Below are 21,994 nucleotides of genomic sequence, written 5' to 3' on the forward strand. Positions count from 1 at the left end.
TTAAGAATAAATTAAGTAACTTCATATAAAATAGATTATTTGGGACAGAGGGACAGGTCCCATTTCCCACAATGACGCGGTTTTTTCTGATGTAACTGCCTATAAACATCTTTCTGAATAATGATCGAAAGTACCACTTTCACCACCCTTGGAAACAAAAAAAAAATTTAAGAAAATAACCTTTTTATTTATTAAATTGCTTTTCTAAAAGCAGTTCCATATACTAAGCTTGGAAGAATATGAGTCGTTTTTATAATTAGATAAGGGATGGAACTTTAGGTGGTGGGGAAAATATCTACAATTTTTTCAATAATGTCGAGGTCAATCAGTGACCAGTTTAATAAGACTTCTTCCAATAACATTGAATTTACAATATCCAATAATCGTTTGTTATTTACTAGGATTAGATCTGCATCGATTATTTTGCTATTTTTGTATGTTTACTTTTTTTATGCTGATTTTGTATTGTATAAAGGCATTCAAGAAGACATATATCGAATCCATTTAATCGCCATTCATGTGATTGGTTTTACTACTTCTATTACATTTTTATTTATACATAAACTTTTTAAAGACAAAGGATTTCCTCATACTAAATGGACAACAATCACCATTAATCTGTATATTTTTTCTTATGTAATGGGTGGTGCATTAGCTTCTATCAATAGTCAACAACTAAACGGAAATATTTATACCTATATTGTCATTCTAATTGGTGTTGCATCTCTTTTCCCTGTTCGTCCATGGCATTTCTTTTTTATTCTTATGTTTACCCATATTTTTTTCCATATTGGTATTTATCATTTCCACGCCAATGAAAAGTATAATTTAGTTTCAGAACAAATTAATACTACTGGAACAGCAACCATTGCTTTCATTATCTGCTTGAGCCTATATTCCTATAGAAAAAGAGACTTCCAAACGCAACAAAAAATTAAAAACAGCGAGCAAAATCTGCTGCATCTTTTTAATGTAAATCCATACCCTCTTATTCTTACTGACTTTAATTCTGGTAAGATCTTACTGGCTAATAATAAAGCCCTTGAATTTTACGGAGTGGAGAAAGAAGCATTACCAGCACTGGACGTAAAGCAATTCTATATAAGCAAGGAAGAAAGATCTTTAATCATCGAGGAATTAAAGACAAACGGACAAATAGATAACTATATTGTGGAACAGTCAACAACTGATGGAACTAAAAAATGGGTATTAGTAAATTATAAATTGATAGATTATATGGGTCAAAAATGCATGCTTTCCGGAGCAACGGATATAACGGACCTAAAAAAAATTGAAACAGAGCTGGAAATGTATGCAACTACAGATATATTAACTGGCGTAATAAATAGAAGAAAAGGTATGGAAATATTACAAGATTTAATAGAGAAATCCACTACCGAGAGTGTACAATTTGTTCTACTCTTTATTGATATTAATAATTTAAAAACGGTGAATGATCGCTACGGACATCCGGAAGGAGACTCTCTGGTTAAAACAGTGTGTGATATCATTAAATCTAGATTAACTAATGCAGATATCATTTTTCGGTATGGTGGGGACGAATTTATTATTACCTTTTTGGACAAGCATACCAATTATGCTGAAAAGGTCTGGAATGAAATAGTAGAAATACTACAGGAAGAAAACACAAAAAAACGCAAACCTTACGAACTCTCCGTTAGCCATGGGCTTTACTGCTATGACTCTGATCAAAGCATTTCCCTACAAGAAATAATCGATCATGCTGACCGGGAAATGTACAAAGAGAAAGCCCTAATAAAAGGGTGGGATGAAGGGTCAGGTCCCTTTTCCCAATTTTATTGATTAAGGAAATGTGAAGCAGAAAGGAGTCCTTACCTTGTATAGAGATATTAAAGTACTAATCTTTGATCTCGACGGTACTCTCTATGAGGATACTGATCATTTTGATTTTTACGCAGAAAAACTTTGTGAGAAAATTCACCCAGATCATCAAGAGGCATTCAAAGCTGATTATGAAGCTATTTTAAAGGGAGAACACCCCTTAAGAATGGGGATGTCTTATGATACTGTGGAGGATGTCATCATTAAACATTTTGATGGTAAGATAACAGAAGTCTATCAATGGAATGGCGAGAAAGTGCCAGACCATCAGCTAGCAAAGTGGACCAATCACCCTCTTCAGCATGATTACTATTCTTTCCTCCATATTGGCGATCTTTGGTGGGTGCCCGCTGCGATTGCAAGACACTATGGTATATCTAAGGAATTAGCAGAAAGAGCCTTTCTTGAAACACGTGAGTTCATGATGACTCCTGCATTTAATATGGCAGAATTAAATGGCTTTAAAGAGAGTCTAGAAGAACTATCCTTACATAAGAATCTTGTACTTTTAACCAATTCTCCCCAAAAAGACAGTGAAGTCATCCTATTAAAGCTAGGATTTTCAGATTACTTTGAATGTAAAATATTCAACGGACAAAAACCGATTCAAACCAAGCACCATATCAATAAAATTAAAGAAAAATATAGAGTAGACTACAAAAATATTTTATGTATAGGTGATAATGCTATTAACGACATTCTTCCTGCCCAAGAACTGGGGTGTAAAACACTATTGGTTGACCCTCATAACATTAGCGCGTCCTCGGATGCGGATGTTATTGTAAGAAATCTTCCGGAAATGTTGGGTGAGTTAAAGAAGCTATTTTAAGCAGAAAGGAGCCTTATGGATAAAAATATAGTTCCTAAGGGGACTTTTACCATTCGCTTCATGTGTATTCTCTCTGGTTTCTAGTTGATTTTGCGATGTTATTAATCGTACATTATATCCATTACTTTAAATAGCAAAGAAATACATTTAAATCTGTCTAAGCAAAATAACCCATTGATATTTCTACATCAATGGGTTTCATCATTTTTATACATTTTAATAACCTTCACAAGATCCAATGCCAGATGATGAAATGCATCTGCTTCAAACGCGACATCATCCATCGAAAGTTTCTGCTGTTCTGTGGCTGCCTTTATATACTGCATACTTCCGGCAAATTGTTCGGTGGTATCCGAAATTTGATGCATGTTTCCAATCATCGTTTTCATTTGATCTCGTACTTTTATGGATATATTTGATACTCCTTTTGATTCATTAAGAACATCCGAAATGGAAAGTACAATTTCTGCAAAGGCATTCTCCGTTTCTTGTACCTTTTTCATTCCCTCCTCTAGAACCATCCCTCCACGTGACATAGAATCAACTGCTTGAATGATTACTTTCCGTATTTCATCCGTTAGTTCCTTAATATTCATTGCTGCATTCCCTGACTGATCCGCTAATTTGCGTATCTCATTCGCAACAACAGCAAACCCTTTTCCATGCTCGCCAGCTCGTGCAGCCTCTATAGTAGCATTTAAGGATAGCAAATTCGTTTGACTCGCAATTTCACTAATCATATTCACGATTTGGTCAATATGTTTAGAATTTTGATCTAATGCATCAATTTTTTCAGATGTCTCTCCAATTGTTTTCTGAACCAGCCCCATTTGTTCCACAGTTTCCTCTACCAATTCATTTCCTGTTCTAGCCTTTTCATTTGCTTTATCTAAAGATTTCTCTACTTTTTCAATGGATTCTCCTACCATTTCCATCCCTTCCGATATCGTCAAAACATTCGTAGATGCCTGAGATGCTGCTTCCACCTGTATTTCCGTTCCGCTCGCCACCTGACTAATCGCTGATGTTATTTGTTCGGAAGCATCTTTAATTGCCGAGGATGTTACACTTAATTTTTCAGACGAAAGGGTTATATGCTTCGCACTGCCTTCAATATGTCCAAGTAAAGTATTTACACTGCTAATCATTTGATTAAATCCAAGAGCTAGAGATTGTAGTTCTTTGCTGATAGGTGTCTTTTCTAACCTAATATGTAAATTTCCCTTCGAAACTTGCTCCATCGTCTCTTTCAATTTGATAATCGGATTCGTAACATTCCGAATAGTAAAGATCCCTACTGTACTAGCAATAAAAATAGTAATAAGGGTGATGAAGAATAATAAATTTCTGTACTGAATGACCGGCTGTAGATACTCTTTATCTTGTAAGGCAATAATGTAGATTGCATCATCTAATTCTACTTGATTTGCAAAAGCAAATGTTACGCCGTTATAATGATATATTCCTTTTCCTTGCTTATGTAATTGCTTTTCAATGGCTCCCGGAAGACTGGGAATGTTGGTATTAAAACCACTGAAGTTTTCTGTTTTTCCTGTTTTCGTGAGTTTAAATTGAATAGGTGTTAAATGATTATCTTTATAATTATTTCGCGTTAAGGTTAAAGCATAAGCCAGTTTCCGATCAAATTCTTCCTTCGGTACCGTTGCTCTTAACATTGTCACTTTTTCCGTCATGACCTCAGCAGACGAAGTCAATTGCTGTTCGATTGCTTGCTGTGTTAATTGTTTGTTTTTTTCATAGCTGATGATGGCAATAATAGAGGAAGACAAAATAATGACAGCTACTATTGGCAAAATTAATATTGACCGCAGTTTCATGTTCTTGACATGTTTTACATCAAAGCCCTTTCTTATGCTCATCCACTTCACTCTCTCTTCAAGATTGCTTTATGTGTCTTTCGAACTATTACAATCTATTTAAAACTACCAATATTAAGGAAATATTTACGAATGATTAAGATTTCATTTTGTGCCTATCATCATAAAAAAGTGCCCGATAATGACACCGGACACTCACTGTTTATTTTATTGGTAATGTAACGACAAAAGTAGTACCTTTTCCAATCTGGCTATTAACCGATATATCCCCTTGATGCAGCTCTACAATTTTTTTCACAATAGAAAGCCCTAGCCCGCTGCCGCCTGCTGTTCGTGTTCTTGACTTATCCGCTTTATAAAACCGTTCAAAAATATGCATTTGATCTTCCAATGAGATACCAATGCCCGAATCGGAAATACTAACCATTATGCATTCCTGCTTTTTTGTTACCTGAATGTGAATCATGCCATGTGGTGGGGTAAATTTGATACTGTTATGAATTAGGTTAACCCATACCTGACTAAGAAGATCTTCGTCAGCAAGGATATAAACCTCCTCCAAGGAAACTTCCATTACCAAGTTTTTTTCTGTCCATTGTGGTTCACTTGCTAACACGATTTTCCTTATTTGTTTATCCAACCGATACTGCTTCTGTTCAAAAGGATGGCTTTGTGATTCTAATGCGGTTAGCTTCAGTAAATTATCACTTATTTTAGAAAGCCGGTTACTCTCCTCTTCGATAATCGCTAAATAATGGACTCGTTCTGCTCGAGTCAGACTTTCCTCTTGCAAAGCCCGTGCAAATCCCCTAATAGACGTTAACGGTGACTGAATTTCGTGGGACACATTGGAAATGAACTCTTGGCGCATCTCCTCCATCTGCTGAAGTTGTTGTGCCATATGATTAATATTTTCAACAAGGCTTAAAAATTGACGATCGCCTCTTTCAAAATTTAAATGAATGTTAAAGTCTCCTTTTGCAATCTTTTTAAGCGCGTCAATAATGGCTTCCCAAAAGGTAAGATGTCTTCTTCTAGTTGCTCTTGAGATAAGAAAGATTGTTAGTATAAATAGTATTAGGCCTATTAAATCAGTTATCAGTTGAAATAGATAACCAGCTGGTTGTATATGCTGCATTCGAAAAAAATATAAAGTGATGAAATAGGCAGCTGAATTCATCACTACTACTATTGCAAACATACCGAGAACGAATAATACAATTTCCCATAATCGCGGTCGTTTCATGACTGAACCTCTAGTCGATAACCAAGACCACGAATCGTTTTGATTTTAAAACCAATCTCTTCCTCTGGAAACTTTTCACGTAATCTTTTTATATGAACATCGACGGTACGTTCATCCCCTTCATAATCATATCCCCATATTTCTTCAATTAACTGTTCCCTGGAAAACGTCTTTCCCGGGTAGCTAGCCAATTTAAATAAAAGATCAAACTCCTTAAGCGGCAACGTTAAACTGCATTCACCAACGGATGCCTCAAAGGTTTTTCGGTTTAATTTCAAATTGCCAATTTCAATTGTTTGCGATAAGGAAATATGATACCGTTTTAGTAAAGCTTTCACTCTTACGACCAATTCCAATGGTTCAAAAGGCTTCACCAAATAATCATCCGCTCCAAGCTCAAACCCTTTCAACTTTTGTGCGGTCTCTCCCTTTGCTGTTAGCATTAAGACAGGGATATCATAATACTCTCTAAGCTCCTTACATAATTGCCAGCCATCCATATTCGGCATCATAATATCAAGAACTACCAATTCAACCTTTACAGTTTCTAACATTTTTAGTGCTTCTACGCCATCCGAAGCTTCACAAACCTCCAAGCCTTCTTTTTTTAAAAATAATGCTATTAGTTCTCGGATATGGGAGTCGTCATCCACTACCATTATTTTTGTCATCCATCATTCCCCCATTACATTCCAACGATATTTTATTATTCACTATAATTTAGAATCAAGTATATAAGGTTTATGTGAACTCAATATGAACTATTAAAATTTGTTAAAAACAAAAGGGCCCTTCATAGGACCCTGTTTATGCTCCCGCTATTTTTTGGGAGGTAATTTTTCTAAATATTGTATAGCATCCTTCATTGTTTTTACTGGAACAATTTTAATTTTATATCCAAGCTTATGCGCTTCATCCTTTATATCCTTTTCATTTGTATCGCCCTTTTGAACATCTGCCGGGCAGAAGAAGATATCAATTCCCGACTTGTGGGCAGCGACAATTTTATCACGGATGCCTCCAATTTGCCCTACATTTCCATTCTGATCAATCGTACCCGTTCCAGCAATTTGATAACCCTTTGTTAAATCTCCCGGCACTAATTGGTTATAAATTTCTAATGAGAACATGAGACCTGCAGATGGACCGCCAATATCTGAAGCATTAATATTAATTTTCCTTGATGGCTGTATTGAGAATTCATCTTCAGGGACAATTCCTATACCTGCCCTATTCGTTTTCTTATCAAGCGTTACTAATGGAATTGATTTTGTATATGTCTTTCCATTATGAGTCCAACCTAGTTGAACAGTATCTCCGGCTTTTTTCTTAGATAAATAGTTGATGAAATCAATCGACTTTTTCACTGGGTGCCCATCAACGGAATGAATAACGTCTCCAACCTTTATGGTACCCTTTGCCTTTGAGTCTGGAAGCACCATATATACGAATACCCCATTATTCTGGACGTTTACCTGTTCACCAGCCGCTTTTAAACCAGAGGTAATGGCATTTTGCTGAGAGGAACTCATCATATGCTCTAATAAGCGATCGTATTCCTCATCACTCATATCTCCCTTTACATCCTGTTCTTTTTCCATTTGCGTATGAGGTGCTACTAGCCCATATAAATAGATATACACATTCGTTGCTTTTGTAGAGAGGACTGTTGTTAAATATAGATTTCCTTTCTCATCCTTATGTCCATCCTGAACGGTTACCCGCGGAGACAATTTCTCAACAGATCCAGGTTGTTCTAAGTAATATGGCGTCGGAATAAATAAACCAATAATAAGAATGACAGCTATAATAAAAATAGCGAAAGTAGATTTTCTTTTTAAGAAGTTGTTCATATTTCGTTCCTTTCCAGTTAAAATTTCTGCCTCTAATAAAAAGGATATATAATAACTGTTTAATACATTCGTGCTATTCTGAAGAAGTTCCTTTATTTTTCTCTTATTAGGAATTCTAACATAGGTTGATTAAAAGAAGATTAGAGTTTTATAACATTTTTGGGGGATTGTAATTTTCATTCGTATACTAAAAACATGCGGTTTATTGTGGATTTCGGTCCGTTCGTGACGGAAATCGTACTGTTTACCATTTGGCTTCAGCAAAAGAAATGGCCATTCCTTTTAAAATGGCCGTTTTGTACCCTTATTTAGTTTCAAATTCCCTTTCATGTTTCAAAAGCCACTCTTTACGCCATACCCCACCTGCGTAGCCTGTTAAAGTTCCGTTTGAGCCAACAATGCGATGACAAGGGACAATAATACTTAACTTATTCTTCCCGTTCGCACTCCCTACTGCCCGTACCGCCTTTTCATTCCCTATTGAAACAGCGATATCCTTATAAGAACCTGTTTTTGCAAAAGGGATTTGCGTTAAAGCATTCCAAACTGTTTTTTGAAAATCCGTTCCTTCAAAGATATATGGAATATTGAATTCCTGACGTACCCCTTTAAAATATTCATCAAGCTGTGTGTAGCATTCCTTTAATACCTCTGGAGTATCCTCTTGAAGTGCATGAACCACTTTATCTTGTTCATTAAATAAGATGGAATAGATTGCTTCATCAGTTCCAGCAATCTCAATAATTCCTAGAGGTGATGAATAATCCAATTTATATAGCTTGTTCATATAAAGACCTCCATAAATAGAAAGTGGCATACGCTTGCCAGCCTTCCCAGTTTACCGCCATTTCTTTGATTTCCTCAATGGATGGTTTCCGATCTAATCCTAATTGAAGCTTTAATGCATTATGAAGCCCAACATCTGCGATTGGAAAGGCAGCTGGATGATGCAGACATTTCATGATAACATAGTCTGCTGTCCATGCACCCACTCCGCGAATCGCTGTTAAAGATTTGTGCATTTCTTGAAAATCCTGCTCCTTAAGCAATGCTTCCTTGCTCAATTCATCACTGGCCATCGCTTTGGCAATACCAATTACATATTCAGCTTTTCTCATAGTGAATTGAAGATCTCGGAGATCATCTACTTCTAAAGAAGCGATTTTTTGAAAAGTTGGATGGACCCAGAAAGTCTTTCCTCCAAAGGTAATGCTTTCTCCAAACTTCTCTACAAATCGTTTCTTTAATGTATAAGCAAAAGTTAGATTGATTTGCTGTCCGATAATAGCCCAAACTAATGCTTCAAATAAATCTGGTATACCCATGATACGCAATCCACTATACTTTTGGACAATCGGTCCTAGGATTTTATCTGACTGCGAAATTTTATAAAAGTATGTTAAATCTCTCTCTAAATCAAACCACTCCCATACAAAATTGGCAACTTGTTCGCGTTCCTTTTTAGATGGAACTTCACTAGGAAATTCAATTCGAAGTATTTGCGAATTACCACCTATTTTAAATAAAATCAGTTCTTGGCCTATCTTTAAAAGCTTGAGAACATGCTTATCTTGTATTTGATGCAGTACTTCTTGTTCCGACCTTCCTAAAAATACTAAGCACTCCTCAAAATTAAATTCCTTAGGAGGGAAAATTTCGAGGTACGTTTCTTGATCAACCCATTTCATATTGATTCTCCTTATTTCGATACTCACTAGGTGAACATTGCTTTATATTGCGAAACACCTTGTAATAATTAGATGTGCTTTGAAAGCCAACTTCATAACAAATATCAAGATTCGTGAGTTTAGTATTTTTAAGAAGATGTGCTGCTTTATCTACCCGGATTTTTTCCAGATAAGTTCGTGGCGTTTCTGATGTTTCCTTTTTAAATAGACGCTCGAGATAATAAGGGCTAACCCCCACGTGATCCGCAATATCCTGCAGCAATATTTTCTGCTTATAGTGATTAATTAAGAAAGTAATGACATTGCGGACAAGACCAATATTCGGAGAATGTTCCACATCTGGCTGGCATCGCTTGCAAGCCCGGAATCCAGCCTTTTCCACATCCTCGATGCTCTGATAAAATTCCACATTTACTTTTTTCGGCTTTCTTGATCGACAAGATGGCCTGCAGTATATTTTCGTTGTTTTCACAGCAGTAAAAAACAATCCATCATATTTGCTATCACATGCCATAATTTTTTCCCACATTTCATCGAAAGAAAGATTGATACATGCCTCCATGGAACATCCCATCCTTTCTAAAGCGCTTCTTCGTATAAGATAGAAGTATCTCTTAAATCCAGCAATTGAGCAGCTCTATTTTCTAAAAAGGCAATCACCTTATCTGATAATGCATTTCCAAAACTAAAGCGCTTCACTCCTAATGCTTTAAGCTTATTACAATTGGTTAGTCCAGGTAAAGATAATACATTTAAAGGGGCATTGATGCTGGACGCAATTTCCTCTATTTCTTCATCCTGTTTCAGTCCAGGGACAAAGATCCCGCTTGCACCACTTTCCACATAGGCTTTCGCTCTATCAATAGTTTCCATAAAAGGATTTTCGTTTTGAAAATAAGTATCGGTTCTAGCATTTATATAAAAATCCTTATATCCATGTTGGTCCAATGCAGATCTTATTTTGGATAGAAGCTTACAATGACCGGAAACGTCTCGAAGACCTTCCTGATTTTTCAAAGAATCCTCAATATTAATACCTGCCACCCCAACATCTGCTGTTTTTAAAACATTTGCTACAATCGTATTCATATCCTCACCATAGCCTGCCTCAATGTCTGCGGAAACGGGAATTCTCACATTTTCAGCTATCGATTTAATAATCCCTAAATGTCTGTCGAAATCAATTAATTCCCCGTCTGCATAACCTAATGAGTTAGCAATTCCCCAGCTTGTCGTACCGATCGCTTTAAATCCTACTTTTTCAAGAGTTAATGCAGATAGTAGATCCCAAGCATTCCCTAAAAATAGGATGTCCTCTGATGTATGCAGCTTATGGAATTCCTGAATTATATTCATGTTATTTCCTCCTTGTTATTTGTTGTACCCCATTTTAACAAGGAATCTGCATCCATTTCGTCCTCATTCTTGCCGTTATGGTCCCAGTATCATTCCGTAAAAAAGAAGAGCCTTATAGCTCCTCCATACCTTCCTTTAAAAGACTTTTATGTATCCAAATCGCCGCTTGCATACCTTCCCCCAATGCTATCGTTACTTGCTCTGAGTGAGCAACTACATCACCTGCCGCCCATACATGTTCAATATTCGTCATTTTCGTTCTAGGGTCAACGAGAATATGCTTGTTTTGGTGAAGTTTCACACCTAACTCTTTCACTATAGAAGAATGGACTTCATTGCCACCGAAAGCAACAAATGCACGATTTGCCGCTATTTTTTCTCCGTTTTCTAAGTGAACTCCTTGTATAGTAGAACCATCGGCAATGACTTCTTTTATTGCTTCTTGGTATAGTTTAATGTTCTTATCCTTTAATTGTTTCAATATGATGGCATCTATTGTTGCCTTTTCATGATTAATATAAATAAGATCGTCCGTCCAATAGGTTAGCGTCAAAGCCATGTTCGCTCCTACATTTCCTGAGCCGAGGACGAGCGCCCGCTTATCCTTCACTTCATAACCATCACAATCCGGGCATACATAGACACTGATTCCAAGACAAGGATAGAGATTAGGAAAGGGTGGCAACCTATCCATTACCCCAGTAGCGATTAAAATCCTTTTTGCATAAAAGGTTGAGCTAGCTTTAGAGTGGAGAATAAATTGTTTGCCTCCTTTTTCAATCCTTACAATTTCTTCCTCGATAAATTTAACACCTAATTGTTCCGCCTGAGATTTTCCTGTTTCTCTTAGAAATGGTCCACTTATACCATCTGGCCAGCCTAAAATATTGTGATATGCATGACATAAATTTGAACGTCCATAGTTGGAATCAATTACAAGTACTTTATGACAATACCTTCCTAATTGAATAGCCGCTTGCAATCCCGCAATTCCGCCACCAACAATGATGCAATCATGGACTTCAGGTTCCTTTTTTCTGTTAGATTCAAATAATACTCCATCAGGAAATACATTGTCATATTTACTGTAATGTTGATCACGTTCCATAGTAGCACCTCTATTTATTACCTTTTTAACATTATATCCCTTATTAGTAGGTGTTATAATATCCATTACGTTGAGGTTTCCCATTGTATTTCCCTCCAGAAGAGTATTTTGCGAAGGATTATTAGCCGACTGCCCAAATAATATCCACCAAGACATTCATGTTACGATATAATATTACATTCCAACCAAACTGACACAACCTCTAAGTGTCACTATTTGGTTAAATAATACTCATTATTGTTTTATTCTTGAGTTTCCTTTTCCCTATTAAAAAAGGCCACCCAAGGGATGGCTTAGAATCAAAAAAGCACTAGCTATGTTTCTAGTTAGAATTATTCAAACATCGAATTTCCTTCCATACCTACCCACAAATCCGACTGCTCTAGTTGATTTGCCATCCAAAGTAGCCAATCTTCTCTCCCCTTAGGAGCAATAAATTGCACACCTAATGGAAGACCATTTGAAGTAAGATGTGTTGGTACACTAATAGCTGGTTGTCCTGTTAAATTCGCTAATTGTGTAAAAGGAGTATAAGTTAAACTTGGTAAAAACATATCATATACAAGTTTTTGTTGTTCTGTTTTGACAAGGTCTGTAACTTTCATCAATTCCTCTACTTCCTGTTGTGTTTGTGTAAGCTCTCCTACCTTTGGAGCAGGAAATGCAGTAGCCGGTGTTACATAAAAATCATAAGTTTCGTGGAACTGAGCCATCTGTGCAGCGGCAATATCCCATTCTGCTAAACTATTAGTAAATTCTGCTGCTGTAACAGATTTACCGGCAACATTAATTACCCAGGAAACAATTTCCATGTCATTTGCAGTGATCGCTCTGCCAAGAGCATTTTCCAAATCAATCACCATGGCGGAAATTTCGCCGTTATTCATTAAATAATAGTTTTCCATCAAACGGATGCCGTCAACAGAATTAGCTTGTTCAACGACTTTATGACCTTGTTCCTCAAGCCATTTCGCAACATTATGTACTGCCTGCTTCGCTTCATCACTCACTGGTGTTCCAACAGGAGATTCTGTCGTAAAGGCAATCTTGAATTTTCGATTTGGATCCTTTTTTATTTCTTGCAGATAGCTTCCTGGGAAGAGTGGCACTTGAAAGGCAGCTTCCGGCTGAATTGTTTGTAAAAGGTCGAGCATCGCCGCACTGTCCCTGACGGTTCTTGATAAGCAAAAATCAATGGAAGCCCCTTGCCATTGGCGACCTACTCCTGGACCGACTGGAGTTCTGCCTCTCGTAGGCTTCAATCCGAAAAGACTTGTAAAAGATGCTGGAATTCGGATAGACCCTCCACCATCGCTCGCTCCTGCAATTGGAACGACTCCTGACGCTACACTTGCTGCCGAGCCGCCGCTCGAGCCGCCTGCGGAGTAATCTGTATTCCATGGATTTCTTGTTGGTCCATAGACTGCTGGCTCAGTAATATTTTTAAGTCCGTACTCCGGCGTATTGGTTTGTCCAATAAATATGAAGCCAGCTTTACGTAGGCGCGCGACAAAATTGGAATCGCGCTTTGCGATATTTTGCATTAATAGCTTTGCTCCTGCAGTTAATGGCTCACCCTCGATTGCTTGTGAGATATCTTTAAGCACAATCGGGACACCTGCAAATGGCTGATCTTCTATCGAAATGTGTTCCGCCTCTTTCAACGCTTTTTCCTTTCTTGTTCGAATCACTCCATTTAGGATTGGGTTCACTTCTTCCAGACGTTTAAATGCTGTATCTATTAATTCCTGTGGAGAAACTTGTTTTGTTTTTATTAAATTTGCTAATCCTAATCCATCATATGTTGAATAAGTGTCCATTTAGAGTCTCCTTACTTTTATCAAAATGAATTCTTCATTGATTATATGATACAATGTATTTTACAAAATTGCCTAAAAATCTGGAGGTATTATGTTAACTTTTGAAGAAAAACTAGCGATTGCCGAATCATTTTCGGAATTACAAAGAAAGAACGTGTCCTTGGGACGAGTCAATTTTCATTATGAGGAAAGTGTTTCAGATAAGAAAAATGTTATCTATCATCTTCATCCAAACGGAAATGGTTTTGTGTATGGAGAGCTTTTAAGCGAATACGATACGGACGAACGAGGAATGGTCAATATTCGCGATTTTTCCGAAGATGAGCTGCGAACCATTATTAAAAAATCCATTGTATCTTTATCGAGAACACTGGAGGAAGCTGCGATTGTGGAAGATCATCCCGAAGAGAAATGGAAAAATGATGAGGGACATACATTAATGCTCGTAAATGAGGATGATATGTGGAATGTCTATGCAGGATTGAACCTCGATGGGACGTTTAATTCCTATGGGGAGGCAACGGAATATTTACATGAAGAGGGATTCAAGCGGGCTTAGAGCCTGAACGGACCGAGTTTCTGTCGGAATGGCCCGATATGCAGCTCGAACCGACCGAAAATGGAAATAAACGGACCGAAATAATCACCGAACAGACCAACTTAGGAATATGTACCTATATCAATACGTAAAAAAAAACCCGCCTATGCGGGTTTTTCTTATCCTAACTTTTCAATGAACACAACCTTCAAATAATTTCCCTCTTTAAACTCCGGAATCGTCCGAAAATCTTCAGGCAAGGAAAATTCCTGCTTCAATTGATACCTTACACCCGATTCTGTAAAAGCGTCATCAATAAACCCTTTAAATTTTCTCATATCAAACGTACTGCAATTTGTTGATGCTACAATAATTCCCTTATCCTCTGTAATCGCAATTGCATCTTTTAAAAGATTTTTGTAATCCTTTGCTGCACTAAATGTATGCTTCTTTGATTTTGCAAAGCTTGGAGGATCAAGGATTACCATATCAAATTGCAACCCTTTCCTTACCGCATATTTAAAATAATGAAATACATCTTCCACAATAATATCTTCTTTTGCAGCATCGATTCCGTTAATTGTAAACTGCTCCGTGGTTTTCGCTTTACTTCGATTTGCAACATCGACGCTCGTCGTTTTTGAAGCACCCCCTACAGCAGCAAAAACAGAAAATGCTCCTGTATAGGAAAAAAGATTAAGAACTGTCTTATTTTTAGCATATTCGTCACGAATCGTTTTCCGAACCTCACGCTGGTCCAAAAACACACCAACCATGGCGCCTTCGTTCAAATAAACCGCAAATTGAACCCCATTTTCTTTTACCAAGATTGGAAAATTACCGCGTTGCCCCATGACAAAATCATCATCTTCTATGTATTGACCTTTTGTGTCAAAACGTTTCTTTTCGTATACACCTTTGAAATCAACAAGATTCTCCAATGCCTGTAAGACGAATGACTTAAAATGATAAATTCCTTTACTATACCAATTCATTACGTAGTAGCCATCGTAATAATCGATGATCAGACCGCCTATTCCGTCGCCTTCACCATTAAAAACGCGGAATGCTGTCGTCTCGCGATCTTCAAAGAAATGCTCCCTTTTCTTAAAAGCTGTGCTTAATTTCTTCTCAAAAAAGCTTTCATTCAGATCCTCATTCTCTTTTTTACTTAGTATCCAACCATATCCTTTGTTCTGTTTCCCAAAATACCCCTTCGCAATAAAATGTTTTCGTTCATCTAACAGTTTTATAATGACTCCTTCATCTTGTAGATGATTAATATTAGATAACGAATCTTTTAAAATAAGAGGATAACCTTTCTTATATTGATTTACATATTTTGCTTTTACTTGTATGCTTACTTCTTTATTCATGAATACCGTCCAATCTACGACATTATTTTTCCGATTTCCTATTAATAATCATCAACATGATAAAGGAAATCACGATAATACACCCAACCCAAGCCCAGGCAAGCTTCGTATTGCCTGCGTCAATTGCAAGATATACCGCTGTTGGGAGTGTTTGTGTTTTACCAGGGATGTTGCCGGCAAACATTAAGGTGGCCCCGAATTCGCCCAGTGCACGAGCGAAACTAAGAATTGCTCCAGAAATAATCGATTTATATGCAAGTGGCAGCAAAATAAACAAAAAAATGACTCTTCTATTTGCCCCGTCTACTTTCGCAGCTCCTACAATATCCAAATCAATTGCTTCAAATCCAGTTTTGGCGGATTGATACATAAGCGGAAACGCCACAACTGCTGCGGCAATCACAGCTGCTCCGAACGTAAAGATAATAGATTGATGAAAAAGCCAATCATATAGCCTGCCGATAGGACTATTTTTCCCAAAAGCTACAATTAATAAAAATCCAATTACAGAAGGCGGCAAAACGAGCGGCAATAAGAACAACGTTTCTATCATACTCTTTCCTTTAAACCTTTTATTTGCCATTATTGCTCCAATGCATACACCCACAATTAGGACAATGATACCAGAGATAACCGCTACTTCAATGGAAAGCCTAACTGGTGACCAAAAATCATTTACCATTCTTTATAATCCTTTAAAACCGTACTTTTTAAAAATTTCCATCGCTTGATCTCCTTGCAAATAATCAAAAAAGGTTTTTGCTTGTTCATAATGCTTTGTATTTTTCACAATTCCTGCCGGATAAATGATAGGTGAATGTGTATTATCCTTAGCAGTTGCAACTATTTTAACCTTTTTCGATAAAAGTGCATCTGTTTTATATACGATTCCTGCATCGACGTTTCCAGTCTCAACATAATTCAATACTTGTCTAACATCTTTCCCATAGACAATCTTGTTTTCTACCTCTTTCCAAATCTGCATATGATCCAACGTTTCCTTACCGTACATTCCCGCAGGTACCGAAGAAGGAGTTCCGATAGCTAATTTCCTTGCCTTTGTTAAATCTTGAAAAGAAGAAATATTATTGGTTGCATCTTTCGCCACAATAAGCACTATCTGGTTCCCTACCATATTCTTTCCGTCCTTTTTGGCAATGGAACCATCCTCTACAAGCTTTTGAAATTTATCTTCTGCTGCTGAAAAAAAGAGATCCACGGGTGCACCTTGTGAAATTTGCTGCTGCAGGGCACCAGATGCACCAAAATTAAAGGATAGAGTAGTATTTTTATGCTTATTTTCGTATTCCTTTTTGATATCTCCCAATGCATCTTGTAAACTCGCAGCAGCCGATACGGTTAGTTCTACTTTTTTTGCCTTATTGGACTGACCATTACTACTACAGCCTCCCGATATAAGCAGACAAATGATTCCTAAAAAAAGTAATAGTTTTTTAGCCATACTTGCCTTCCTTCCGTATGTATTCGATGAAAAATACTATATTTTTACCATATGATACATTCTGATATTTATTATATTAACATGTAATCTGATTGATTTAACGAAATTAAAAAAGATCAGCTCTCAAAAAGAACTGATCTGTCTTATCATTCAAGTTCTATTAATTCATTAACGGAGACTTCTTGTTCCTTTTCAGGCTGATCAAGAGGGTAAATTCGCGCGGTTTCCCTATTCTCATCCACATTCTGGATATAGACAGGAGTTCCGTTGTATATTACATTCGCCATTACCGGTGAGCTTGCAATTTCTTGTGCACGTTGTTTGTTCACTATTCTAATCCTCCTTTGTTATAGCTATATCCTTTGAAAGAAGATATTAGATTATTCCTCTGAAAACAAAATTCCCCTCAAAAGGGGAATTTTCCATTATTTATATATTAGGATCTTACCAACCGTACCATCAGAGCCTTGACCTGTAACACGCACTTTCAGGCCATAGCTTGTAATATTGCGTCCGACATCAGGAGCTTCCGGATTCGAATAGTTGTGGCTATCATCAAATATTGCATTCTTTTGCGTAACGTTGTCCTTCAAATAGAAGGATTTATCCCCAATTGTTACATTGGTCCCTTTCTCTGTATTGAATGCTGCGTCATGGACTTGGTAGCTGTTAGAACCGAGGCATTTATTTGTGCCGCAAACGGTTCCTAATTTATCATGCCAGACGTTATTATGCTGGTCAGCATCCACTACACCGAGGAAGCCGTCACCTGGGTGGTAACCTGGCCCTGTCCAGTTGTTATCGAATGCATTATCCACATACCAAACCACTAGACCTGGATCAAATGAGAGCATGGTTCCACGTCTGTTAATATGGGCAAGACCGGAGTCCGAGCCATTATGTGTTCTCCACTCAAGCAAGTAATAATGTTTTGTATACTTATTTCCATCTGTATTTTTGAAGCCGCCACTTAAATCAAATTTAGGTGTTCCTTCTGCATCATCGGATAATAAATTTTTTCCATCCGCAGAAACATTAATATCATCAACATAAAATCCTGGTTCAGCTACATACGGATCGGATTGATAATGGAAGCTTATTTGCACTTTTTTTCCAACATAAGGAGTTAAATCTACTTTTGCATCTTTCCATCCATCCGAATTACCAGTTATTCCATTACCAAGATTTGCGCCATTAGGGTTAGATTTAGTTGAAATCGAAGGAACCTCCACTCCTTTTCCATTCACCTCAACATAGCCATAATCGAAATCCTGCTCAATAGAGTACCATGTTTTAAAGGACAATTCTGCACTTTTAGCATTGGTTAAATCAATGGTTGTAGTCATCTTAGTATCCAGATTATTATCACTGCCACCAAAATACTCTGATACACCACTTGCAGGTTTGTTAATAGCTTGCTTCTTATCAGGCAGGTTAATCTTTACTACATCGTTATTCGTGCCTTTTGAACTTGCCTCATCTAAAAGAATCTCGGTACCTTTAGATGTAACATTTTTAAAGTCAACTTCTGTTCCTGATTGCCAATTTGGAGTAAACACAGGAGTTGTCATGGAAGCCTGTAAATACTCTTTATCATATGGACTAAATCCAGACGGCTCTGTGCCTGGGATTGCTCCTGACCAACTTCCGCTCGACATAATAGACCAGTTGCTAACAGGCTCACCTGCACCACTGTATAACGTGTCATATTCATCAGGTAATCCGAGATTATGTCCAAATTCATGCGCGAACACTCCAGCTGCACCATCTTCAGGCTCCACTGTATAAGCATATCCAGCTAGCGCCCCTCCCCAATATGGCACATCTGTTTTTGTATTAGGAATCGCTGCAACACCACCTAAATTCCAGCTATGCGACCAAATGGCATCCCCGCCAATTTTACCGCCACCTGCTTCTTCCCCAACACTGGAGTGAATCACCATTAAATGATCAATAATACCATCTGGCTCTCTTGTGTCTCCATCTCCATCAAGATCATATGGATCTTCTTGGTCATATTTATTTAAATCGCCCACAGATGGATCTTTTGCAGCTGCAGCCAATGCTTCCCTAATTAATGCCCTAGGATTGGCATCATTACCTCCAGATGTGCTATGTGCACCATAGTAAGCTGCTGGATTCTTTGCGGTATACCAACCTGCCACTGCCCCATCAACGGAATAACTGCCACCCGACTGTTGCTCATAAAATTGCTTCATGGAAATTTTTGTTTTTCCGTCTGGCCCGACATATCCATCATCCCCAAAAATCATATCCTGATAATGCTGATGTGAATATGCATCTGATCCACTATAATACATATCGGTTTCATCCTTTGTCACTTGACCGTGAGGCAAATCTGGAAAGTCGATTAAGAGAACAAGAACTTCGTCTTTTCGTTTCTTGCCATCCCATTTTTCCGTTTGAACAGGTGCAATAACCGATTGTTTTGCCTGCCCGTTTTTATTTCCCTTTCCTTTATAAATCCCATTGCTATCCATTTTCTGCTTCATCGCTTCTTTCACAGCTCCAGCATTTCGGGCAAATGAGTTCGTCTCTTTGGATGAACCCGTGGCTAATGCCATCTTATGGAGATATTCTTGTAGTGCTTTATCTTCTTCTGCTGGTGAAGCATCTGCTGCAATAGTTCCATTTTTCTTTAACATGTCAATTAGGCGCTCATTATTGGCAACTCCCAAATCAATTGGAGCAACATCAATAGCCGCTGAACTTTTAACATTTGGAACCGCAGCCTTTTCCGCATGGATTCCACCAGCATATGAACTAATTACTAATCCTGCTAATAATAATGGAACGCTAAATTTCTTCTTCCAGTCTTCCAAAATAAATCCCCCTCATATAATAGTAAAAAAATAAATAATTTCTTAGGACGGTCCCCCTCATCCCTCCAATATCCCGTCAAAAATAAAATGTATGTGTAATATAATTCAGAACATGTTCAAAAAATCCTTTCACGAAATTTGTCATTATCTGAAATTGATTCGATAGTATGCGACCTATTTCTATCATTCTCACTCCAAAGTCCTTTGAAAACTAAGCTAATAGTCCTCTTTCACTTGAAAGTTTTGTAGAATACTCATGAAAAACAGCCTCTGGAAAAACATAATGTTACATTTTTCTAGAGGCTGTTTTTTACGATTCTACCGTATTCTCTATATTTTTAAATTGGTTGAAAAACATACTATAATATCTTCCTTGCTTCTCCATCAGCATATCATGATTGCCTTTTTCAATAATTTCCCCATAATCGACGACCATAATCGAGTCGGCATCCCGGATTGTATTCAAACGATGAGCGATAATGAAGCTCGTTCGGCCCTGCATAATATTTAGTAATGCCTCTTGGATATGGAGCTCCGTTCGTGTATCAATGCTGCTCGTTGCTTCATCTAAAATAAGTAGAGATGGTTTGGATAAGATGACCCTTGCAATTGCCAATAGTTGCCGTTGACCTTGGCTTAAGTTGCCGCCATTTTCCGATAACATCGTGTCATATTTTAATGGCAATCGGTTAATGAACACATCGGCATTCGCCATTGCTGCTGCTCTTTTCACCTCCTCATCTGTTGCATCCGGTTTTCCATACATAATATTCTCTTTAATTGTTCCTGAAAATAAGTACGTATCCTGAAGAACAATTCCAAAGCATCTTCTTAAACTATCTCTTGTGTACTCCCTAATATCACGCCCATCGATGTATATGCTGCCGCTCGTCACATCGTAAAATCGGGTTAAAAGGTTCACGACAGTGGTTTTTCCTGCTCCAGTTGGTCCAACCAATGCGGTACTCTCTCCCACTTGAGATTCAAAATTAATATTCCTTAAAATAGGTACATCCGATCTGTAACCAAAGCTAACATCTTTAAATACAACATGCCCTTTTGGGTTTTTTAATTCAACAGCATTTGGTAAGTCTTTCGGCTCTTCTTGTTCATCTAAAATTTCAAAAACTCGTTCTGCACCGGCAACCCCAGATTGCAGGACGTTAAAGATATTAGCAAGATCATTCAGAGGTCTGACAAACTGTCTAGAATAGCTTAAAAAACTGGCAATCACCCCTACTGTAATCAAGCTTTTCACGGCTAAAATCCCACCGACAATTGCAACGGCTGCAAATCCAATATTATTTATAACGTTCATGATTGGCATTAAAAATCCAGAAAATATTTGTGCCTTCAAGCCAACTTTTCTTAATGCTGTATTAACTTCTTCAAATTCTTGGATAGCCTTTTCCTCGTGATTAAATGCCTTTACCACCTGAATACCCGATATGGTTTCTTCAATATGACCATTTAACTTTCCTAGTTGAGCTTGCTGATTTTTAAATAATACACTTGTTCTTTTAGCAATAGCCCTTGTCAATAAATATACTAATGGCACAGTAATAAGACTGGCTAACGTCAAAATGGGGCTCAAAATAAGCATCATGATAAATGATCCTAAGATGACGATAGATCCAGACATCAACTGTGTTGTGGACTGTGGAAATCGTATTACTCACATTATCAATGTCGTTCGATAGTCTACTCATTAATTCCCCGTGCGTCCGTTTATCAAAAAAAGCTACCGGAAGCTTTTGCAGTTTTTCGAATAAGGATCTCCGCAAACCTTTCACAATACGTTGTGACACCCCCGCCATTAACCAGCTCTGTAAAAAGGTAAGGACGCCATCTGCAATATACGTAAGCAATAGCACAAGAATCATTATCTCCAACAGACCGAAGTCAACTTTTCCACCTTTTGCAGACATGGCATCAATAGACTTTCCAAGCAAATACGGGGCTGACAGCGTCAAAACGGAGTCAATCATAATAAACAGAAATACCGTTGATAGAAGCTTACGTTCCTTCCCAATGTAAAACCATAATCTTTTAATTGTTCCTTTAAAATTTTTAGGTTTTACAACGGGTGCTCCTCTTCCATGACGACCTCCACCTGGACGAAGTGGCGGTGGCGCAGCTTGCCCGCCTCTATTTTCATTTCTAACCGGTGGCAT

Annotated in this window: 18 protein-coding genes and 1 pseudogene; 3 read left to right on the top strand and 16 right to left on the bottom strand. The window is 37.6% G+C overall.

Annotation, left to right across the window (positions count from 1 at the left end; genetic code table 11):
* The first annotated feature begins 282 nt into the window (after window positions 1-282).
* Complete coding sequence (locus CWO92_RS12170) at window positions 283-1,824, top strand: sensor domain-containing diguanylate cyclase (protein ID WP_165786678.1); 1,542 nt, start codon at window positions 283-285, stop codon at window positions 1,822-1,824.
* Between the two features lie 34 nt (window positions 1,825-1,858).
* Window positions 1,859-2,692, top strand: coding sequence for an HAD family hydrolase (locus tag CWO92_RS12175; RefSeq protein WP_158176694.1), 834 nt, complete (start codon window positions 1,859-1,861; stop codon window positions 2,690-2,692).
* 188 nt (window positions 2,693-2,880) lie between these two features.
* Here CWO92_RS12175 and CWO92_RS12180 read toward each other — a convergent pair whose 3' ends face one another.
* The 10 genes from CWO92_RS12180 to CWO92_RS12225 all read right to left on the bottom strand — a co-directional run bounded on the left by CWO92_RS12180 (window position 2,881) and on the right by CWO92_RS12225 (window position 13,601).
* Entirely contained in the window at window positions 2,881-4,572 is a 1,692-nt protein-coding gene (locus CWO92_RS12180; protein WP_101354487.1) for a methyl-accepting chemotaxis protein, read from the bottom strand.
* A 160-nt stretch (window positions 4,573-4,732) separates the two neighbouring features.
* A complete protein-coding gene (locus CWO92_RS12185; protein WP_101354488.1) occupies window positions 4,733-5,776 on the bottom strand; it encodes a sensor histidine kinase in 1,044 nt (347 codons plus the stop codon).
* Window positions 5,773-6,447 carry a response regulator transcription factor gene (locus tag CWO92_RS12190; protein WP_101354489.1) on the bottom strand — a complete coding sequence of 225 codons (675 nt, stop codon included), beginning with the start codon at window positions 6,445-6,447 and terminating at the stop codon, window positions 5,773-5,775. Before CWO92_RS12190 ends, CWO92_RS12185 begins: the two co-directional genes overlap by 4 nt.
* Window positions 6,448-6,594: 147 nt before the next feature.
* Complete coding sequence (locus CWO92_RS12195) at window positions 6,595-7,629, bottom strand: SepM family pheromone-processing serine protease (RefSeq protein WP_101354490.1); 1,035 nt, start codon at window positions 7,627-7,629, stop codon at window positions 6,595-6,597.
* A 304-nt stretch (window positions 7,630-7,933) separates the two neighbouring features.
* Entirely contained in the window at window positions 7,934-8,416 is a 483-nt protein-coding gene (locus tag CWO92_RS12200) for a methylated-DNA--[protein]-cysteine S-methyltransferase (RefSeq protein WP_101354491.1), read from the bottom strand.
* Entirely contained in the window at window positions 8,400-9,317 is a 918-nt protein-coding gene (locus CWO92_RS12205) for a DNA-3-methyladenine glycosylase family protein (protein ID WP_101354492.1), read from the bottom strand. Before CWO92_RS12205 ends, CWO92_RS12200 begins: the two co-directional genes overlap by 17 nt.
* Window positions 9,304-9,879: a bifunctional transcriptional activator/DNA repair enzyme AdaA gene (locus tag CWO92_RS12210; RefSeq protein WP_101354493.1), complete on the bottom strand. Its 576-nt coding sequence runs from the start codon at window positions 9,877-9,879 to the stop codon at window positions 9,304-9,306. The genes CWO92_RS12205 and CWO92_RS12210 overlap by 14 nt, the downstream gene beginning before the upstream one ends.
* Before the next feature lie 17 nt (window positions 9,880-9,896).
* Entirely contained in the window at window positions 9,897-10,673 is a 777-nt protein-coding gene (locus tag CWO92_RS12215) for an isocitrate lyase/PEP mutase family protein (RefSeq protein WP_101354494.1), read from the bottom strand.
* Window positions 10,674-10,785: 112 nt separating this feature from the next.
* The gene (locus tag CWO92_RS12220; RefSeq protein WP_233270043.1) at window positions 10,786-11,865 is read right to left on the bottom strand and encodes an NAD(P)/FAD-dependent oxidoreductase; all 1,080 of its coding nucleotides are present in this window, start codon (window positions 11,863-11,865) and stop codon (window positions 10,786-10,788) included.
* Window positions 11,866-12,113: 248 nt separating this feature from the next.
* Complete coding sequence (locus CWO92_RS12225) at window positions 12,114-13,601, bottom strand: amidase (protein ID WP_101354495.1); 1,488 nt, start codon at window positions 13,599-13,601, stop codon at window positions 12,114-12,116.
* A gap of 91 nt (window positions 13,602-13,692) precedes the next feature.
* Between CWO92_RS12225 and CWO92_RS12230 the strand changes: the two genes are divergently transcribed.
* Entirely contained in the window at window positions 13,693-14,160 is a 468-nt protein-coding gene (locus tag CWO92_RS12230; RefSeq protein ID WP_101354496.1) for a hypothetical protein, read from the top strand.
* Window positions 14,161-14,318: 158 nt separating this feature from the next.
* On the opposite strand, the gene CWO92_RS12235 is transcribed toward CWO92_RS12230, so the two are convergent.
* From CWO92_RS12235 to CWO92_RS12260, 6 genes and pseudogenes are all read right to left on the bottom strand, one after another.
* Window positions 14,319-15,515: a class I SAM-dependent rRNA methyltransferase gene (locus tag CWO92_RS12235; protein ID WP_101354497.1), complete on the bottom strand. Its 1,197-nt coding sequence runs from the start codon at window positions 15,513-15,515 to the stop codon at window positions 14,319-14,321.
* A gap of 22 nt (window positions 15,516-15,537) precedes the next feature.
* Complete coding sequence (gene modB / locus CWO92_RS12240) at window positions 15,538-16,197, bottom strand: molybdate ABC transporter permease subunit (RefSeq protein ID WP_101354498.1); 660 nt, start codon at window positions 16,195-16,197, stop codon at window positions 15,538-15,540.
* A gap of 3 nt (window positions 16,198-16,200) precedes the next feature.
* Window positions 16,201-16,977 carry a molybdate ABC transporter substrate-binding protein gene (gene modA, locus CWO92_RS12245; protein ID WP_101354499.1) on the bottom strand — a complete coding sequence of 259 codons (777 nt, stop codon included), beginning with the start codon at window positions 16,975-16,977 and terminating at the stop codon, window positions 16,201-16,203.
* A 146-nt stretch (window positions 16,978-17,123) separates the two neighbouring features.
* On the bottom strand, window positions 17,124-17,306 hold the full coding sequence (locus CWO92_RS12250) for a small acid-soluble spore protein H (RefSeq protein ID WP_101354500.1): 183 nt from the start codon (window positions 17,304-17,306) through the stop codon (window positions 17,124-17,126).
* 96 nt (window positions 17,307-17,402) lie between these two features.
* Window positions 17,403-19,820, bottom strand: a complete 2,418-nt coding sequence (locus tag CWO92_RS12255) for an immune inhibitor A domain-containing protein (RefSeq protein WP_165786679.1) — start codon at window positions 19,818-19,820, stop codon at window positions 17,403-17,405.
* Between the two features lie 310 nt (window positions 19,821-20,130).
* Window positions 20,131-21,994, bottom strand: a pseudogene (locus tag CWO92_RS12260) (ABC transporter ATP-binding protein).

It is taken from the genome of Heyndrickxia camelliae (assembly GCF_002844575.1).
Taxonomy (GTDB): Bacteria; Bacillota; Bacilli; order Bacillales; family Bacillaceae_C; genus Margalitia; species Margalitia camelliae.

Excerpts from the sequence above, each read along its gene's own strand:
- CWO92_RS12180 (WP_101354487.1), bottom strand. The coding sequence starts at position 4,572 with ATGAGCATAAGAAAGGGCTTTGATGTAAAACATGTCAAGAACATGAAA.
- CWO92_RS12185 (WP_101354488.1), bottom strand. The coding sequence starts at position 5,776 with ATGAAACGACCGCGATTATGGGAAATTGTATTATTCGTTCTCGGTATG.
- CWO92_RS12190 (WP_101354489.1), bottom strand. The coding sequence starts at position 6,447 with ATGACAAAAATAATGGTAGTGGATGACGACTCCCATATCCGAGAACTA.
- CWO92_RS12195 (WP_101354490.1), bottom strand. The coding sequence starts at position 7,629 with ATGAACAACTTCTTAAAAAGAAAATCTACTTTCGCTATTTTTATTATA.
- CWO92_RS12200 (WP_101354491.1), bottom strand. The coding sequence starts at position 8,416 with ATGAACAAGCTATATAAATTGGATTATTCATCACCTCTAGGAATTATT.
- CWO92_RS12205 (WP_101354492.1), bottom strand. The coding sequence starts at position 9,317 with ATGAAATGGGTTGATCAAGAAACGTACCTCGAAATTTTCCCTCCTAAG.
- CWO92_RS12210 (WP_101354493.1), bottom strand. The coding sequence starts at position 9,879 with ATGGAGGCATGTATCAATCTTTCTTTCGATGAAATGTGGGAAAAAATT.
- CWO92_RS12215 (WP_101354494.1), bottom strand. The coding sequence starts at position 10,673 with ATGAATATAATTCAGGAATTCCATAAGCTGCATACATCAGAGGACATC.
- CWO92_RS12220 (WP_233270043.1), bottom strand. The coding sequence starts at position 11,865 with ATGGGAAACCTCAACGTAATGGATATTATAACACCTACTAATAAGGGA.
- CWO92_RS12225 (WP_101354495.1), bottom strand. The coding sequence starts at position 13,601 with ATGGACACTTATTCAACATATGATGGATTAGGATTAGCAAATTTAATA.
- CWO92_RS12230 (WP_101354496.1), top strand. The coding sequence starts at position 13,693 with ATGTTAACTTTTGAAGAAAAACTAGCGATTGCCGAATCATTTTCGGAA.
- CWO92_RS12235 (WP_101354497.1), bottom strand. The coding sequence starts at position 15,515 with ATGAATAAAGAAGTAAGCATACAAGTAAAAGCAAAATATGTAAATCAA.
- modB (WP_101354498.1), bottom strand. The coding sequence starts at position 16,197 with ATGGTAAATGATTTTTGGTCACCAGTTAGGCTTTCCATTGAAGTAGCG.
- modA (WP_101354499.1), bottom strand. The coding sequence starts at position 16,977 with ATGGCTAAAAAACTATTACTTTTTTTAGGAATCATTTGTCTGCTTATA.